Source organism: Micromonospora sp. DSM 43699, assembly GCF_055517075.1.
Genome location: NZ_JBTMMT010000041.1, coordinates 1 through 16,891 on the forward strand (window position 1 = coordinate 1; position 16,891 = coordinate 16,891).

At 72.6% G+C, this 16,891-nt stretch carries 12 protein-coding genes; 4 read left to right on the forward strand and 8 right to left on the reverse strand.

The genetic code is table 11. The features are described 5' to 3' along the window. Positions 1 to 20 precede the first annotated feature (20 nt). The 3 genes from AC0AIB_RS19655 to AC0AIB_RS19665 form a co-directional block, all read right to left on the reverse strand. Positions 21 to 566: an SRPBCC family protein gene (locus tag AC0AIB_RS19655; RefSeq protein WP_328338444.1), complete on the reverse strand. Its 546-nt coding sequence runs from the start codon at positions 564 to 566 to the stop codon at positions 21 to 23. A gap of 121 nt (positions 567 to 687) precedes the next feature. Next, complete coding sequence (locus AC0AIB_RS19660) at positions 688 to 1,701, reverse strand: cupin-like domain-containing protein (RefSeq protein WP_328338445.1); 1,014 nt, start codon at positions 1,699 to 1,701, stop codon at positions 688 to 690. Then, entirely contained in the window at positions 1,698 to 1,976 is a 279-nt protein-coding gene (locus AC0AIB_RS19665) for a hypothetical protein (RefSeq protein ID WP_328338446.1), read from the reverse strand. Before AC0AIB_RS19665 ends, AC0AIB_RS19660 begins: the two co-directional genes overlap by 4 nt. Positions 1,977 to 2,093: 117 nt before the next feature. On the opposite strand from AC0AIB_RS19665, the gene AC0AIB_RS19670 reads away from it, so the two are divergent. Further along, positions 2,094 to 2,804: a YoaK family protein gene (locus AC0AIB_RS19670; protein ID WP_328338447.1), complete on the forward strand. Its 711-nt coding sequence runs from the start codon at positions 2,094 to 2,096 to the stop codon at positions 2,802 to 2,804. Between the two features lie 134 nt (positions 2,805 to 2,938). Here AC0AIB_RS19670 and AC0AIB_RS19675 read toward each other — a convergent pair whose 3' ends face one another. Beyond that, positions 2,939 to 3,505, reverse strand: coding sequence for a TetR/AcrR family transcriptional regulator (locus AC0AIB_RS19675; RefSeq protein ID WP_465097211.1), 567 nt, complete (start codon positions 3,503 to 3,505; stop codon positions 2,939 to 2,941). 91 nt (positions 3,506 to 3,596) lie between these two features. Between AC0AIB_RS19675 and AC0AIB_RS19680 the strand changes: the two genes are divergently transcribed. Next, complete coding sequence (locus AC0AIB_RS19680) at positions 3,597 to 4,520, forward strand: NmrA/HSCARG family protein (RefSeq protein ID WP_465097212.1); 924 nt, start codon at positions 3,597 to 3,599, stop codon at positions 4,518 to 4,520. Between the two features lie 203 nt (positions 4,521 to 4,723). Continuing rightward, entirely contained in the window at positions 4,724 to 10,189 is a 5,466-nt protein-coding gene (locus AC0AIB_RS19685; RefSeq protein ID WP_465097213.1) for an ATP-binding protein, read from the forward strand. A gap of 671 nt (positions 10,190 to 10,860) precedes the next feature. Here the strand turns inward: AC0AIB_RS19685 and AC0AIB_RS19690 are convergent. The 4 genes from AC0AIB_RS19690 to AC0AIB_RS19705 all read right to left on the reverse strand — a co-directional run bounded on the left by AC0AIB_RS19690 (position 10,861) and on the right by AC0AIB_RS19705 (position 15,734). Further along, on the reverse strand, positions 10,861 to 12,474 hold the full coding sequence (locus tag AC0AIB_RS19690) for a class I adenylate-forming enzyme family protein (RefSeq protein WP_465097225.1): 1,614 nt from the start codon (positions 12,472 to 12,474) through the stop codon (positions 10,861 to 10,863). A gap of 225 nt (positions 12,475 to 12,699) precedes the next feature. Continuing rightward, positions 12,700 to 13,464 (reverse strand): ABC transporter permease, encoded by a 765-nt coding sequence (locus tag AC0AIB_RS19695; protein ID WP_328338452.1) that lies wholly within the window; start codon positions 13,462 to 13,464, stop codon positions 12,700 to 12,702. 23 nt (positions 13,465 to 13,487) lie between these two features. Beyond that, on the reverse strand, positions 13,488 to 14,468 hold the full coding sequence (locus tag AC0AIB_RS19700; protein ID WP_328338453.1) for an ATP-binding cassette domain-containing protein: 981 nt from the start codon (positions 14,466 to 14,468) through the stop codon (positions 13,488 to 13,490). A 78-nt stretch (positions 14,469 to 14,546) separates the two neighbouring features. Next, on the reverse strand, positions 14,547 to 15,734 hold the full coding sequence (locus tag AC0AIB_RS19705; RefSeq protein ID WP_328338455.1) for a glycosyltransferase: 1,188 nt from the start codon (positions 15,732 to 15,734) through the stop codon (positions 14,547 to 14,549). Positions 15,735 to 15,893: 159 nt separating this feature from the next. Here AC0AIB_RS19705 and AC0AIB_RS19710 point away from each other — a divergent pair, with 159 nt between their 5' ends. Beyond that, positions 15,894 to 16,841 carry a 3-oxoacyl-[acyl-carrier-protein] synthase III C-terminal domain-containing protein gene (locus AC0AIB_RS19710; RefSeq protein WP_328338457.1) on the forward strand — a complete coding sequence of 316 codons (948 nt, stop codon included), beginning with the start codon at positions 15,894 to 15,896 and terminating at the stop codon, positions 16,839 to 16,841. Positions 16,842 to 16,891: the final 50 nt, after the last annotated feature.

A 16,891-nucleotide genomic window follows, 5' to 3' on the forward strand; every position in this document is an offset into this window, starting at 1 on the left:
GGGTTGGGGGGGGTGGGGGGTTAGGGGGTTCGGTCTTCTGCGAGGGCCTTGATGCCGTGCAGGACCGAGTCGATGTGGGAGCGGAGCTGGCCGAGCCGGAACTCGACCATCTGTTCCTCGTGCTCCGGGGCCTGGTCGATCACGTGACTGAGCCCGGAGCGGCCCGGACCGACCCGCACCGACTGCCGCAGCCGGGTGCCGTTCTCCTCCGGTTCCACCTCGAAGCGCCAGGTGGCCGCCGGTGAAGCGAGATCGGCCCGACCGGTGCCGTCCGGGCTGACGAACGTGCCGTCCGGGTCGGTGACGACCCACCCGAAGACCCGCTGCTGCTCCAGTTCGGTGACGTAGGAGGCGGTCCGCCAGTCGCCGATGTGCGAGTGGCTGTTGTAGCCGACGAAGCCTGCCCCCACCTTCAGGCCCTCCGTGCCGTCGAGCCACTCCACCCGCTGCAGCTCCGGGCTCAACCGGGCCGGCAGATGGATGTCGGTGACCAGTTCCCAGACCCGGGACGGAGTCGCCTCGACGTGGACCTCGCAGGTCACACCCGGCCCATCGACATAACGCAACGTCGCCACCTTCGCGCTCGGATCCGGCCCGCCGGATCACCCACAGTGCGATCGACCATAATGCATGTCGACGACGGGCGGCGGGACCACCCGAGGTGGGGGCGGTCGGACCGCCCCCACCTCACCGGTTCTGCCCCGCAGCCGGCGGGGTCGCCATCTTGTGGTTCTGACCGGGGATGCGGAAGTGGTGGAAGCTGACCGTGGCGCTGACGTCCAGGGCCTCCACCCAGTGCCACCACCCCACTGGGACGAACAGCAGTTGGCCCGGTTCCAGCACCGTTTCCAGCACCGTCGCCTCGGCGTACCGGGGGTGCCGGGTGAGGTCCGGGTGCGCCGCGTCGACCGCGCTGAACGTGCCGCCGCGCGGATAGACCAGGTGCCGCTCGTACGACGGGACCAGCCGGACGTGCTTGCGGCCGAGCACCTGGCCGAGCAGCACCGAGCTGTTGTCCACGTGCAGCGGGGTCACCGTGCCGGCCGGTCCCAACAGCAGGTGCCCGAGCCCCGACGGGTCCACGATGCCCTCCGGGGTGCGGATGTCGGCGGCGAGCGGGCGCAGCGCCCCGGACCAGTTCTCGTTGCGCGGCACCATGTAGTAGTCGTTGGTGCGGGTGCCCGAGCCGAGCAGCGCCAGGTAGTCGCGGAACGGCATGCTGGTGCGGTGCCTGTCGTACTGCCAGGCGTGGTCCGGGTTGGTGTCCCGCCCGGTCATCACCTCGACCACGGCGTCGCCACAGGCCGCCGCCAGGCCGTCCAGCGTCCAGCCGAGGGCGGGCCAGTCGGCCATCAGGCCGTCCAGCACCACAGGTCGGTTGCCGAAGTAGTACCGGGAGAAGAACTCCTCCGGCGCGAGGTCCGCACGCCGGTCCAGGGTCCGCCCCCCGTCGCTGTCGCGCAGCGTCCGGTACGTGTCGAGCACCGACTCCAGCCAGTCGTAGCGCAGCGCGAGCCGGCGGCACACCGCGAAGTACGGGTGGTCGGTCAGTTCCCGCAGTTCGGCGTCGACGGCCTCGGGGGTGCCGGACCCGGCGACGGCGGTGGCCCGTGCCTGCGCCACCGACACGCCCATGGCCAGGTTCTCGACCAGCCACTCCCGCCACGCGGGGTCGAGCCGGGGTGGGACGAGCGTGGTCATGCCACGGCCACCGGGACGGCGGTGAGCCGGGCCGGTCGCGCCGCCTCCTGGCAGGTCGGGTACGAGTTCTTCACGTGCTCGGGGAAGTGCTCGGCGGCCGGCGACGGGGTCGGTCGCGCCTCGCGGGCGTACTCCTGGCAGTTGACGTAGGAGTTCTTGACGTGGGCCGGGATGTGGTCCGGCGGCGGGGTGAGCCGCGCCTCGCGGGCGTACTCCTCGCAGTTGACGTAGGAGCCCTTGACGTGGGCGGGGAAATGGTCCGGAAGAGTGGTCATGGGCCCAGTCAACGGGCCGGGGCGTCCCGGCCACCAGGGACCGGCGTCCCGGCCGCCCGGGACGTTCCCGCAGCTCATGGGTAGACTCCCGGCCGGAAACGATCACCGGAAGGGCCCATGACGAAGAGGTACGAGCTACCGCTGCTGGTGCTGACCGCGGCGACCGGGGCGGTCGACGGCGTCAGCTACCTCGCCCTGGACCGCGTCTTCACCGGCAACATGACGGGCAACGTGCTCTTCATCGGTTTCGGGCTGGCCGGGGTGTCCGGCCTGCCGGTGCTCAACAACCTGGTGGCGCTGCTGGCGTTCATGGTCGGCGCGGTGCTCGCCGCCCGGCTGACCCGCCGTGCGTCGGGTCCCGCGACGCTGCCCGCCGCCGGCCTGGCCATCCTGGTCGGCGGCAGCGTGCTGACGCTCGTCCTGGCCGGGGTCTGGCTCGCCACCGGCCCGCCGACCCACGGGGCGATGCTGGTCACGACCGGGCTGCTCGCCCTGGTGCTCGGCGCGCAGGCCGCAGCGGTCAAGCACATCGGCATCCGGGACCTCTCCACGGTGGTGGTCACCATGACCATGGTGAACCTCTCCACCGACAGCCGGGCCGCCGGCGGCCCCGGTACGGCCTGGGCGCGACGGTTCGGGGCGATCACCGCGATGGGGTTGGGCGCCTTCGTCTCCGCGGTGCTGACGTTGCGGGTGAACGGGGCGGTGGCGCTTGTCGTGGCCGGCGTGTTGTTGACGGTCGGCACGACGCTGATCGCGGTGATCCGCCACCGGGAGGTCACCGCCGCGGCGTCGGCTGACGGCGGACCGGCCCCCACCGGTCCCTGACCCCGGCACCCACAACGCACCGGTCCGCCGACCGGCCACCAGGCGCTGACCGCCCGCCCTCGGCCCACGGCCGGCCCACCCACGCGCGCTGGCCCGCCGCTCCCACGCTCACCGGTTCGGCCCGCTGTCGGGGTTCAGGTCTGCGGGCTGAGTCCCGCCACGGCCATCCGGAACAGCCGGTTCGCCCGGGCGGCGGGGTCGGGGTGGTGCTCGGTGGCCAGGACGATGCCGACGACCAGCGTGATCAGATCCCCGACCGTGACGTCCGCCGCGATCACGTTGTCGCGGACGGCCCGGCGCAGCAACGGCCCGGCCGCCTCCTCCAGCGCCGCCGAGCAGCTGTTCTGGTGCACCGGGTCGGCCGGAGCGCCGTCGTAGGCCAGGGCGGCTGCCAGCCCCCGGGCGGAGACGGAGTAGGTGACCACGTCACCGAGCCATTCCAGCAGCGCCGTCCGGCTGTCGCCCCGGTCGGTCAACTCCCCGGCGCGGACCCGCAGGGCCTCGATCCGTTCCCGGGAGACCGCCTCCAGCAACGCCCGTCGGGTGGGGAAGTGCCGGCGCACGGTCGCCGAGCCGACCCCTGCGGTACGGGCGATCTGCTCCAGGGAGGCACCGGCCCCGTGGGCGGCGACCTCCCGTTCGGCCACGGTGAGGATGCGGGCGTAGTTGCGCCGGGCGTCGGCGCGCTGGCCGTCGGGCATGGCGTCCTCTCCGAGCTTGCTAAGTGGCGGGGCCCGCCGTATCGTACCCGACAATAAACGGCGGGCCCCGCCGTTTAACCGAAGGAGTGCCATGTTCGCAGCTTCCGCCCCCGTCCTGGTCACCGGCGCGACCGGCAGGCAGGGCGGTGCCACCGTCCGCGCCCTGCGCGCCGCCGGGGTCCCCGTCCGCGCCCTGGTCCGTGATCCGGACACCGAACGGGCCCGGGCCGTCGCCGCGCTCGGCGTCGAGCTGGTCACCGGCGACCTGCTCGACCGCGATTCGGTGGTGCGGGCCGCCGAGGGCACCCGCGCCGTCTTCTCGGTGCAGATGCCCCCGATGAACGCGGCGGGCTTCGACTTCCCCGGCGAGGTGGCCCAGGGCGTCAACCTGGTCGAGGGCGCGCAGGCGGCCGGGGTACCGCAGTTCGTGCACACCTCCGTCACCGGTGCCGGTCAGCACGTCGAGGCGCCCGGCTGGGCCGAGGGTCGCTGGGCCTCGATGGCACCCACCCTGGGCGCCAAGAGCGCGATCCAGGACCGGGTCCGCACGGCCGGCTTCCGGCACTGGACGCTGCTCAAACCAGGCTTCTTCATGGACAACTTCCTGCCGTCCATGGCCTTCCTGTTCCCGCGTGGCGTCGAGGGCGGGCTGGTCAGCGTCCTACGCCCGGAGACCCGGCTGTCGCTTGTCGCGACGGACGACATCGGGCGGGCCGCCGCAGCGGCCTTCACCGACCCGGAGCGCTTCGACCGGGTCGAGCTGGAACTGGCGAGCGACCACCTGTCGATGACCGAGATCGCCGAGGTGCTCTCCCGGGCGCTGGGCGTCCGACTGTCCGCGCCACGGATGACCGAGCAGGAGGCCCTCGCCGCGGGCATGCCGGCGATGGGTGCCAGCCACGAGTGGCTGAACGCGGTCCCCCAGCCGGCCCGCCCGCAGGACGCGCGGGCGCTCGGCCTCCCCCTCACCAGCTTCGACGCGTGGGCACGGGAGCACATGCGGGCGGACGCCTGACCCCACGACCTGCGGTGGGCGGCTCCATGCCGCCACCACGGGCGGGGAAGGCCAAAAACTTTTGTGGGGTTCCTACAACGGTCACCGCTCAGGGTTCGGTGATTACGACATGGCGCTACCGGCCGGCACCCGGCAGGGTGATCGCTGTCGGGGGTCGATGCCTTGCGGCGCGTACTCGTGGGTCTACCGGAGGAGTCGGTCGGGTGTTCAGCCGTGTCGCCATCGTCAACCGGGGTGAGGCCGCGATGCGCCTCATCCACGCGGTCCGAGAGCTGGCCGCGCAGACCGACACCCGGATCGAGACAGTGGCCCTGCATACCGACGTCGATCGCACCGCGACGTTCGTCCGCGAGGCCGACATCGCCTACGACCTCGGTCCCGCCGCCGCCCGACCGTACCTCGACCTGAAGAAGCTGGAGCACGCCCTGGTCGAGACCGGGGCCGACGCCGCCTGGGTCGGCTGGGGTTTCGTGGCCGAGGACCCGGCCTTCGCGGAGCTGTGCGAGAAGATCGGGGTCACCTTCGTCGGGCCCAGCCCGGACGCGATGCGCAAGCTCGGCGACAAGATCGGCGCGAAGCTGATCGCCGAGGAGGTCGGCGTGCCGGTCGCGCCGTGGAGCCGGGGCGCGGTGGAGACCCTGGAGGCCGCGATCGCCGCCGCCGCCGAGATCGGCTACCCGCTGATGCTCAAGGCGACCGCCGGTGGCGGTGGGCGGGGCATCCGGGTCGTCACCAGCGACGCCGAGCTGGCCGACGCCTACCAACGCACCAGCCAGGAGGCGGCGCGGGCCTTCGGCAGCGGGATCGTGTTCCTGGAGCGCCTGGTCACCGGTGCCCGGCACGTCGAGGTCCAGGTGATCGCGGACGGTCAGGGCACCGCCTGGGCGCTCGGCGTCCGGGACTGCTCGGTGCAGCGGCGCAACCAGAAGGTCATCGAGGAGTCCTCCTCGCCGGTGCTCGGCCCGGAGCAGACGGCCGAGCTCAAGTCGTCGGCCGAGCGGCTGGCCGTCGCGGTCGGCTACCGCGGCGCGGCGACCGTCGAGTTCCTCTACCACCCCGGTGACCGGCTGTTCGCCTTCCTGGAGGTCAACACCCGACTCCAGGTGGAGCACCCGATCACCGAGTTGACCACCGGATTCGACCTGGTCAAGGCGCAACTGCACGTCGCCGCGGGTGGCCGGCTCGACGGCGTGCCGCCGCTGGAGCGCGGGCACGCCATCGAGGCCCGGCTCAACGCCGAGGACCCGGACCGCGACTTCGCACCGGCCCCCGGCCGGATCGCCCGGCTGGACCTGCCCGCCGGGCCGGGCATCCGGGTGGACACCGGGGTGAGCGAGGGCGACACCATCCCGGCCGACTTCGACTCGATGATCGCGAAGATCATCGCGTACGGCCGGGACCGCGACGAGGCGCTCGGCCGGCTGCGCCGGGCGATGGCCAACACCACGGTGATCATCGAGGGCGGCGCGACGAACAAGAGCTTCGTGCTCGACCTGCTCGACCAGCCCGAGGTGATCGACGCCAGCGCCGACACCGGATGGATCGACCGGGTACGCGCCGAAGGCCGGCTCGTCTCGCACCGGCACTCCGCCGTCGCGCTCGCCGCCGCCGCCATCGAGGCGTACGAGGAGCAGGAGCGCGCCGAACAGCAACGGCTGCTGTCGACGGCGTCCGGCGGGCGTCCGCAGGTGCAGCACACGAGCGGTCGGCCGTTGGACCTCAAACTGCGCGGCGTCGGCTACCGGATGCGGGTGGCCCGGGTCGGCGCGCACCGGTTCCGGGTCGGCATCGAGGCCGGTGGCGACGTGCACACCGCCGACGTCGAGCTGGACCGCTTCGACCGGCACACCGGCCAGATCGCCGTCAACGGCGTGCGGTACCGGCTGCTCACCGGGACCCACGGGGCGATCCACCTGGTCGAGGTCGACGGGGTGACCCACCGGGTCGGCCGCGACGAGGGTGGCGTGGTCCGCTCGCCGATGCCCGCGCTGGTCGTCGCGACGCCGGTGGAGGTCGGCGCCGAGGTGGAGGCGGGCGCACCGGTGCTGGTGCTGGAGGCGATGAAGATGGAGACGGTGCTACGGGCACCGTTCCGGGCCCGGCTCAAGGAGTGCGGGGTCTCCGTCGGCAGCCAGGTGGAGGCCGGTGCGGCGTTGCTGCGGCTGGAGCCGCTCGCCGACGACACCGACGAGCCCACCGACGCCCCCACCGCCGCCCCGGTCGCGCTGGACCTGCCCACCGCACCCGACCAGGCCCCGGCCATCGAACGTTCCCGGCGCGGTCAGGAGGACCTGCGCGGCCTGCTGCTGGGCTTCGACGTGGACCCGCACGACGACGGCCGGGTGCTCGACGAGTACCTCTCCGCGCGCCGGGCCGCCGTCGAGGACGGCCACCGCCCGCTGGCCGAGGAGATCGACCTCGTCGACGTCTTCGCCGACCTCGCCGAACTCAGCCGCAACCGGCTGACCGGTGAGGACGGCAGCGGCGACAGCCACGCCCCCAGCGCCCGCGAGTACTTCCACACCTATCTGCAGAGCCTCGACGTCGAGCGGGCCGGGCTGCCCGCGCCCTTCCAGGCCAAGCTGGCCAAGGCGCTCGGGCACTACGGCGTCACCGACCTGGAGCGCACCCCCGCGGTCGAGGCGGCCGTGTTCCGGATCTTCCTGGCCCAGCAGCGGGCGTCTGCCGACGCCACGGTGGTCGCGACGCTACTGCGCACCTGGCTGCGCGAGCCCCCGCCGGACTCGGTGCTGCGCGAGCCCGCCGGCCTCGCACTGGAGCGGCTGGTGGCGGCCACCCAGGTCCGTTTCCCGGTGGTCGCCGACCTGGCGCGGGGCGTGGTGTTCGCCTGGTTCGCCCAGCCGCTGCTGCTGCGCAACCGCGCCCGCCTGTACGCCTCGGTCCGCCGGCACCTGCGCCACCTGGACGCCCACCCGGACTCGGCGGACCGCACCGAGCGGGTCGCGGAGATGGTCCGCAGCACCGAGCCACTGGTCCGGGTGCTCGGCCAGCGGCTCGTCCGGGACCACCTCGACAACGCGGTGATGCTGGAGGTGCTGACCCGGCGGTACTACGGCAACAAGGGCCTCGCCGACGTACGCACCCGTCGGGTCGCCGACTGTACGTTCGTGGTCGCCGAGCGGGCCGACTCCAGCCTGCTCTCCGCAGCAGTACGGTTCGACGCGCTGGGCGACGCGCTGCGCGGGCTCGGCGAGCTGGCCGGTGACGGGTCCGCCGTCGACGCCGACATCTACCTCGGCTGGGAGAACCAGCCTGAGGACTTCGACGCGATGGCCGCCGCGCTGCTGGAGGTGGTCAACGCGCACCCGCTGCCGGCCCAGGTCCGCCGGCTCACCACCACCGTCGCCGGGCGCGGCGGCGCGGTGATGCACCACCACTTCACGTTCCGCCCGTCGAGCACCGGGATGAGCGAGGAGCGGCTGATCCGGGGTCTGCACCCGTACATCGCACAGCGGATGCAGTTGGAGCGGCTGCGCAAGTTCGACCTGACCCGGCTGCCGTCGTCGGACGAGGAGGTCTACCTCTTCCAGGCCGTCGCACGGGAGAACCCGTCGGACGAGCGGCTCGTCGCGTTCGCCCAGGTGCGTGACCTCACCCCGCTACGCGAGCAGGACGGGCGGCTGGTCGCCCTGCCGACGGCCGAGGACATCGTCGCCACCTGCCTGGACTCGATCCGCCGGGCGCAGACCCGCCGCCCGTCGAAGACCCGTTTCCACACCAACCGGATCGTCATCTACGTCTGGCCGCCGAGCGACCTGACCCGCGAGGAGATGGAGATGATCGCCGGGCGGGTCCGCCCGACGACGGTCGGTGCCGGCCTGGAGGAGATCCTGTTCATCGCGCGGCAGCGCGACCGCCGTACCGGCGAGCTCAACAAGATCGCGGTACGGATCTCCTTCGACGCCACCGGCGGAGCCGAACTGAGCATGGGCGAGCCGCCTGTCGAGCCGGTCGAGCCGCTCGACGACTACCGGCTCAAGGTGCTGCGGGCCAGCAGCCGCAACACGGTCTACCCGTACGAACTGACCGGGCTGCTCGGTCAGTTCGTCGAGCACGACCTCGACGGCGACCACGCGTTGGTGCCGGTGGACCGGCCCCGGGGCCGCAACACGGCGGCGATCGTGGCGGGCGTGGTGACCACGCCGACGCCGAGGCATCCGCAGGGCGTGACCCGGGTGGTGCTGCTCGGTGACCCGACCAAGTCGCTCGGCGCGCTGTCCGAGGCCGAGTGCCGCCGGGTGATCGCCGCCCTGGACCTGGCCGAGCAGCTGCGGGTGCCGCTGGAGTGGTACGCGTTGTCGGCCGGCGCGCGGATCTCGATGAGCTCCGGCACCGAGAACATGGACTGGGTGGCGGCGGCGCTCAAGCGGATCGTCGAGTTCACCCAGGACGGCGGCGAGATCAACATCGTCGTCGCGGGGATCAACGTGGGCGCCCAGCCGTACTGGAACGCCGAGGCGACGATGCTCATGCACACCCGGGGCATCCTGGTGATGACGCCGGAGGCCGCGATGGTGCTCACCGGCAAGCAGTCGCTCGACTTCTCCGGTGGGGTCTCCGCCGAGGACAACTTCGGCATCGGCGGCTACGACCGGGTGATGGGTCCGAACGGGCAGGCGCAGTACTGGGCGCCCAACCTGACGGCGGCGCGGGACGTGCTGATGTCGTACTACGACCACACGTACGTCGCGCCCGGGGAGGACGCGCCGCGCCGGGCGACCACCGCCGACCCGGTCGACCGGGACGTCTCCACCTTCCCGCACACCGTGGCCGGCAGCGACTTCAGCACCGTCGGCGAGATCTTCTCGGCCACCGCGAACCCGGACCGCAAGAAGCCGTTCGACATCCGTACGGTGATGCGGGCGCTTGCCGACCAGGACCACCCGGTGCTGGAGCGCTGGGCGGGCATGGCCGACGCGGAGACCGCGGTGGTGCAGGACGTCCACCTCGGCGGCATCCCGGTCTGCCTGCTCGGCATCGAGTCCCGGTCGGTGCCCCGCCGGGGCTTCCCGCCCACCGACGGCCCGGACACCTACACCGCGGGCACCCTGTTCCCCCGTTCGTCCAAGAAGGCCGCGCGGGCGATCAACGCGGCAAGCGGCAACCGGCCGCTGGTGGTGCTGGCCAACCTGTCGGGCTTCGACGGCTCACCCGAGTCGATGCGCAAGCTGCAACTGGAGTACGGTGCCGAGATCGGTCGGGCGATCGTCAACTTCCGTGGGCCGATCGTGTTCTGCGTGATCTCCCGGTACCACGGTGGGGCGTTCGTGGTCTTCTCCAAGGCGCTGAACCCGAACATGACAGTGCTGGCGCTGGAGGGCTCGTTCGCCTCGGTGCTCGGCGGCGCCCCGGCCGCGGCGGTGGTGTTCTCCGGCGACGTCAACGCCCGTACCGCTGCCGACCTGCGGGTACGCGACCTGGAGGCCCGGGTCGCGGCGGCTGCCGGCACCGAGCGGGCGTCGTTGACCGCAGAACTCGACGAGATCCGCTCGTCGGTCCGCGCCGAGAAGCTCGGCGAGGTGGCGGCGGAGTTCGACCGGGTGCACAACATCCAGCGGGCGGTGGAGGTCGGCTCGGTCGACGCGGTGATCCGGGCCGCCGAACTCCGCCCCCGCATCATCGAGGCGATCGAGTCCCGACTGCGGTGACGCCGGTCGGGCCCGGCCAACCCGCCGGGCCCGACCGGTCCACCAGGCCCGCCGGGCCCGACCGGTCCACCAGGCCCGCCGGGTCCGGCAGGTCCGGCAGGTCCGGCAGGTCCGGCAGGTCCGGCAGGTCTAACCGGACCGGCGGGTGCACGGGTGCCCGCGAGCGGCCGGTCGGTGGGCGTGGCGGCTCAGGCCCCGAGCCGCCGATGCCGGCTGCCGCCCGCCCGCCCGCCCGGGAGTGTTGTGGGCGCGGCGCTCGGACCAACTGCCAGTGCCCGGGCAGGCCAGAAAGTGTCGTGGGCGTGGCGGCTCGGGCCGAACTGCCAGTGTGCCGGCTGGCCGCCCGGAAGGTGTTGTCGCGGACAGCCTTATGTCCCACCGTCATATTTATGACGGTGGGACATAAGGCTGTCCGGGCATGGGCCGGCCCGCCCGGTGCGAGGGGGGCCGGGCACCGACGTCGCCTACAGCGACCGGCCGGGTGACAGCCAGAACGACCAGGCGGCCCAGCCAGGCAGCCGCGACCAAGGTGCTGCCGGCCCCGACCACGACAGGCGCAGCCGGCCCGACCACAACCAAGGTGCCCCCCGACCACGACAAGAGTGCAGCCGGCCCGAGCACGACGAAGGGCAGCCAGGCCGACCACGGCGAGAACGCAGCGGGGCGACGGGTCAGCCGGTGGCGGGGGTCCCCGCGTCGGCCAGCAGTCGTTGGCGCATCAGGAACTTGCGGACCTTGCCCGTCGGGCCCATCACCACCCCGTCGGCGGGCACCGTGACCACCCGTCGGAGCGTCCCGCCGACCACCGGGCCGAGCGCGGTGCGGACCTGGTCGGACCGGTCGAGCGCCGGGTCGGCGTCCTCGGCGAGCAGGAGCAGCACCTCGGTGACGATCCGGTCGTCGGCCTCCCGGGCCGCGATGACGGTGCAGTCGCGGACGTCCGGGCAGTGTTTCAGGAGGCGCTCCTCGGACAGCGCCGTGTAGAGCCAGTTGCCGTCGCCCAGGTCGACCGCGTCGCTGGCCCGGTCGACGTGGTGGTAGTTGCCCTCCGGGTCGCGGTACATCAGGTCACCGGTCAGGTAGTAGCCGTTGAGCCTGGTGCGGAAGGTGTTGACCGAGTCGTTCCAGTACCCGAGCGCCAACGTCGGTGACTTGAGCCCGACGTGCCCCACCTCCCCCTCGGCGACCTCCTCGCCGGTGGTCACGTCGAGCAGGGCGATCTGCGCGAACGGGTACGGCTTGCCGACGCAGCGGTCGTAGTGGTCGCTGCCGAGGCGGTGGCTGATCCGGAAAGCGCCGTGGCCCATCTCGGTGGAGCCGAGCATGTCGACGAACTTGGAGCCGGGCACGTCGACCATGCCCTCCCGGGTGTACGTGGGGTGGCTGCCCACCGCGACCAGCCGGCGGACGTGCGACTCGTGGGCGCAGTCCCCGGTGTTGAACCAGTTGCGCACCGAACTCAGGTCACGGGTGGTCAGGTCGTACCGGGCCAGCTCGGACCAGGTCACCGCGAAGCCGAAGACGCCGGTCGGTCGCCAGCGCTCGATGGCGTCGAGGATCGTCTCGGCACTGCGCGCGAACGGGCCGCCCTGCGCTGACAGGTAGAGCAACTGGTAACCGTTGCAGAGCGCCTGGTTGACGGTGATGATGCCGGCGGTGTGCGCGGCCGGCAGCACGGAGAGCTCCCGCACCTCGCCGTACGGGCGGGACTCGGTGAGCCGGACCGCCCGGATGGCGGCGAACAGCCCGTGGTGCGAGTGGACGATCGCGGCCGGTACCCGGGTGGTGCCCGACGAGTGGGTGATGACGACCGGGTCCTCGGGGTGGTGGCGGTAGTGCGGTGGGGCCTGGTCGGGGTCGCCGGTGCCGGTCTCCGCCGCGTCACCGAGGATCGGCACCCCGAGGTCGTGCTCGCGCAGCGCGGCGTGGTCGGCGTCGACGACCACCCCGACGCCGCGCAGCCGCCTGATGAACTCGGCCGCCAACTCGATCGGCATGTTGCCGTTCATCAGGGCCGGGATCGCGCCGAGCCGGGTGAGGGCCAGGAAGTTGAGGAACACGTCGGGCGCGGACGTCACGTAGACCGCGACCGGGTCCCGCCAGCCGATGCCGCGTCGCCGGAACCAGTCCGCCCGGGCGGCGACCCGCTCGGTCAGGGTGGCCAGGGACAGCGGCGTCCAGGCGGGGATGCCGTCCACGTCGACGTCGAAGGTGATCCGTGGTGAGTCCGGGTCGACGCCGTGTTCGGCCAGTCTGAGCAGCACGTTGCCGGCCCCCAGCTCCATGTCGGCCGCCAGGGTCGCCCGGAAGTTGTCGGCACCCAACGAGTTGTCTCCTCATCTGACACGCTCACGGCCGCCGCACCCCGGCGCGACGGCCGATCTGGGACACGCTCAGGCTAGAGCGCCGACCCCCGGCAGACAATGGCCAACATCAATTCTGGGTACGCCGGCCCGGTATCCGCCCGTCGCAGCCCGCGATCCGCCCCGGCAGGCCGCGATCCGCAGACGTCAGGAGACCTCGCGGTTGAACAGGTGCGACGACCAGACCAGGCTGACCGCGGCCAGCCCGATCATGATGAGAGCACCCTGCCAGACCACAGGCGCGGCGAGCTGGCCGTTGAACAACGCCCGCATCCCGTTGGTCGCCCAGGCGAACGGGTTCCAGAAGGCGACCTGCTGGATCCACAGCGGGGCCAGCACGAGCGGGATGAGCACCCCGGCGAGTAGTGACACCGGCTGGCCCACGGTGTTGACCAGCACGCCGAGGCTGTTCTCGTTGCGCACCAACAGCGCGATGTCGTACGAGATCGAGGTGCTCAACAGCACCATCACCGACAGCAGCGCGTACGAGACGAGCAGGTTGCCCAGCTGCACGCGCAGCCCGAAGGGCAACGCCACGAGCGTGATGACCACCGCCTGCACCACGTTCAGGCAGACGTGCATCATGGCCCGGCCCAGCAGCAGGCCGGTCCGGCTGACCGGGGTCACCCGGCACCTGTCGATGATGCCGGCGCGCAGGGCGCTCAGCAGGCCGTAGCCGGCGAACAGCCCACCGAACAGGCCCATCGCCACGAACAGGCCGGGTACGTAGATGCGGTAGGCGTCGGCGTAGGTGGAGGCGCCCCGGTCCACCATCACCACCTTGAGGAACGGGGCGAACAGGACGAGATAGGTGATCGGCTGGGCCAGGCTGAACGCCACCATCACCGGGTTGCGCACCATCAGGCCGACCTCCTGCTGGAAGATCAACCAGGTGTCCCGGACCAGTTTCACTGCGGCTCCTCTCGCACCGGCGGTCACTCCTCGAGCGACCGGCCGGTCTTGGCCAGGAAGACGTCGTCCAGGCTGGGTCGGCGGGCCTCGATCGCCCCGGGCTCGATCCCCCGGCCCAGCAGGGTACGCATGATCTGCGGGATGGCGGTCGCGGCGCTGTCCACATAGAGCCGCAGGGTGCCGTCGACGGCTTCCGACGAGTGCACGTAGGGCTGTTCGGCGAGCAACTTCGTGGCGATCGGCAGCTCGGCGTCGGCCGGACCGTCCGCGACGTCGGTGCGGTTCAGGTCGATCGCGACCACGTCCCCGGAGATCTCCCGCTTGAGATCCGACGGGGTGCCCTCGGCGACGATCCGCCCACCGTCGATGATGGATACGCGGTCGCACAGGGTGTCGGCCTCGTCGAGGTAGTGCGTGGTGAGGAAGATCGTCATGCCCTCCTCGCGCAACCGCCTGACCTCCTGCCACATGCGTACCCGGCTGGGTGGGTCCAGCCCGGCGGTCGGCTCGTCCAGGAAGATGATCTGCGGCGAGTGGATGACCCCGAGCGCGACGTCGAGCCGACGCCGCTGCCCCCCGGAGTAGGTCCGGATCCGGCGATCGGCGAAGTCGGCGAGCTGGAACGCCCCGATCGCCGCCTCGGCCCGGCGCTGCGCGTCGGCCTTGGCCAGGCCGTACAGCCGGGCCTGGAGCACCAGGTCACGGCGGGCGGTCGAGTCGTCGTAGGTGCCGCTGGCCTGGGCCACGAAGCCGATCCGCCGGCGTACCTGGGCGGGGTCCCGCAGCAGGTCGACGCCCGCGATCGCCGCCCGGCCCCCGTCCGGGCGGATCAGCGTGGCAAGCATCCGCAGGGTGGTGGACTTGCCCGCGCCGTTGGGGCCGAGAAAGCCGACGATCTCGCCGCGCCCCACGGCGAAGTCCACCCCCCGCACCGCCTCGACGGTGCTGGCATGGCGACCACGCCCGACCCGGTAGGACTTGCGGAGGCCGGTGGCCTCGATCATCGAGCCTCCTCGTACGGCGACGACGCCGGGCCACGTCGGTGTCGACCGTGGACGGCGACACCTGCGCCGTGCGTCAGGTCAGGCTAGTGGGGCCGTACCCGTAGGACAATGGTCGATGCGTCGGGCGGCCAGGGCCGCGAGGTGCCGGGCCGCCGCGACCGCCCCGCCGGCGGCGGCGAACGACTCGCCGACCCGGCGGGCCCGCGCCCGGTAGCCGGGTTCGTCGAGGACGGCGGTGAGCGCGGCGGTGAGGTCGGCCGGGGTCGCCGACCGGAAGGACACCTCGATTCCGGCGCCCGCCTCGGTCACCTGGCGGGCCACCGCCGGGTGGTCGTGCCGGATCGGCGCGACGACCACCGGAACGCCGTGGGCCAGCGCCTCGGTGACGGTGCCCAGCCCCCCGTGGGAGACCAGCGCGTCGAGCCGGGGCATCAGCTCCAGCACCGGCACCCGGGGCGCGACAAGCACGTGCGCGGGCGGGTCGGGCACCAGGTCGGGTGGGGCGGTCAGCACCACCTGCACCCGGTCGGCGAGCGGTGCCGTCGCCGCCACCACCCGCTGGTAGAAGTCCCGGGCCAGGTGCTCGGCCATCGTCCCGACGGTGACCAGCACGTGCCGGCGGGTCGGGTCCCAGGCGTCCCAGGCGAAGCCCGGGGCGCCTGGGCGGTGACCCAGGGCCGGGCCGGTCAACACACACTGCTCCGGCAGTGGCGTCGCGCCGGTCAGCGCCGTGCTGGTCAGGCCGATCACCAGGTACGGCGAGAACCGCAGGTCGATCGTCTCGTCGACGGGCAGGTCGGTCATCGCCCAGACCTTGGGCAACTGCGCACGGACCCGGTCGGTGAACTCGGGCAGGTACTCCGGCGGCGGGGTGAGCTCCAGGGTGCCGACGCAGAAGGTGGCCCAGGGCACCCCGTGCCGGTGGGCGGCCAACGCACCGGCCAGCGCGTACTGGTCGACGACGGCGACGTCGGGGCGGTAGTCCGCGACCGCCCGGTCGGCGGCGTCCCGGATGAAGCGGTTGACCGGCAGCACGTGCCCCTCCCAGAGGCTGCGCACCGAGGCCATGCCGGATTCGCCGTCGAGGCGGAAGTACCGCTTGCCGGTCGGGTAGAGCGTCGCGTCGGGGCCGATCAGCGGGCGCAGGTCGCTGCGCGGCCCGCACCAGGCCACCTCGTGCCCGGCGGCCTGGAGCGCCTGGCCGATGGCGAGCGGGGCGTTGAGGTGGGACACCACAGGCAGTACGACGAACAGGAAGCGGGCCACGTCGATATTCTGGCACGCGTTGACATCGGCGCATGCCGCTGATGGGATTCAGCTCGTGGCTATCGACGACCGACGGGCACGGACGGCACCGTCCACTGTGTTCGACAACCGGGTGGTCCCGGTCGTGGCTGGTCGCCAGGTGGCCCCGGCACCGGCAGCATGACGGCGCTCGACGCGGTCTCGGTCCACCTGCCGCAGCGCCGCGTCCCGATCGAGAGCCTGGCCGGCCCGCTCGGGCTGACCGACATGCAGGTCCGGCTGTTCCGTCGGTTCCACGGCCTGGACCAGGTCCGCCGCGATCCCGAACTCTCCCTGCACGACCTGCTGCTGCACGCGGCGACCGGGCTCACCGCACTGCGCGGGCAGGAGCACCGGGTCCGGTTCGTGCTGTACGGGCGGGCGTTCCCCGTCGTGGTGCCGTACCCGGTCAACCCGCTGCACGACGTCTGCCGCGCGCTGGGGCTCGGTCATGCGGTCGCCTTCACCCTGACCCAGCAGTCCTGTGCCAGCGCGTTGCTCGCGATCGAGCTGGCCGGTCGGCTCCTGGCCGCCGAGCCGGCGGGGCGGCACGGGCCGGGCGAGGGTCCGCTGGCGCTGGTCCTCACCGGGGAGAAGGCGTTCACCCGGGACGCCCAGTTCATCCCGGAGACCTCGGTCTTCAGCGAGGGGGCGTCCGCGTGCCTGGTCAGCGCCGACGGCCCCCGGGACCGGCTGCTCGGCTACGCGTGCGCGCAGCGGGGCGAGTTCGACGTCGCCGGCGGCGCGTCCGGCGCCCAGTTCCAGCGCGAGTACCGGCCGGCGCTGGCCGAGGTGATCGGGCGGGCCCTGGCGGTGGCCGGGGTGGCCCTCGACGACGTCCGGCTGATCCTGCCGCACAACGTCAACGTGGTGACCTGGCACCGGCTCTGCCGGCTGCTCGGGTTCCCCCGCGACCGGGTGCTGCTCGACAACGTCCGGGAGACGGGCCACGTCTTCTGCGCGGACGCGTTCGTCAACTACCTGACCGCGTGCGACCGCGACCTGCTGCGCCCGGGTGACCGCTACCTGGTCGCCGCCGTCGGGGCCGGCGACGGCGCGACCTTCGCCGCGATGGTCTTCGTCCACTGACCACGCCCCGGCACCGCCCTGTGCGCACCCGACCGATGTGAGGAAGGAGA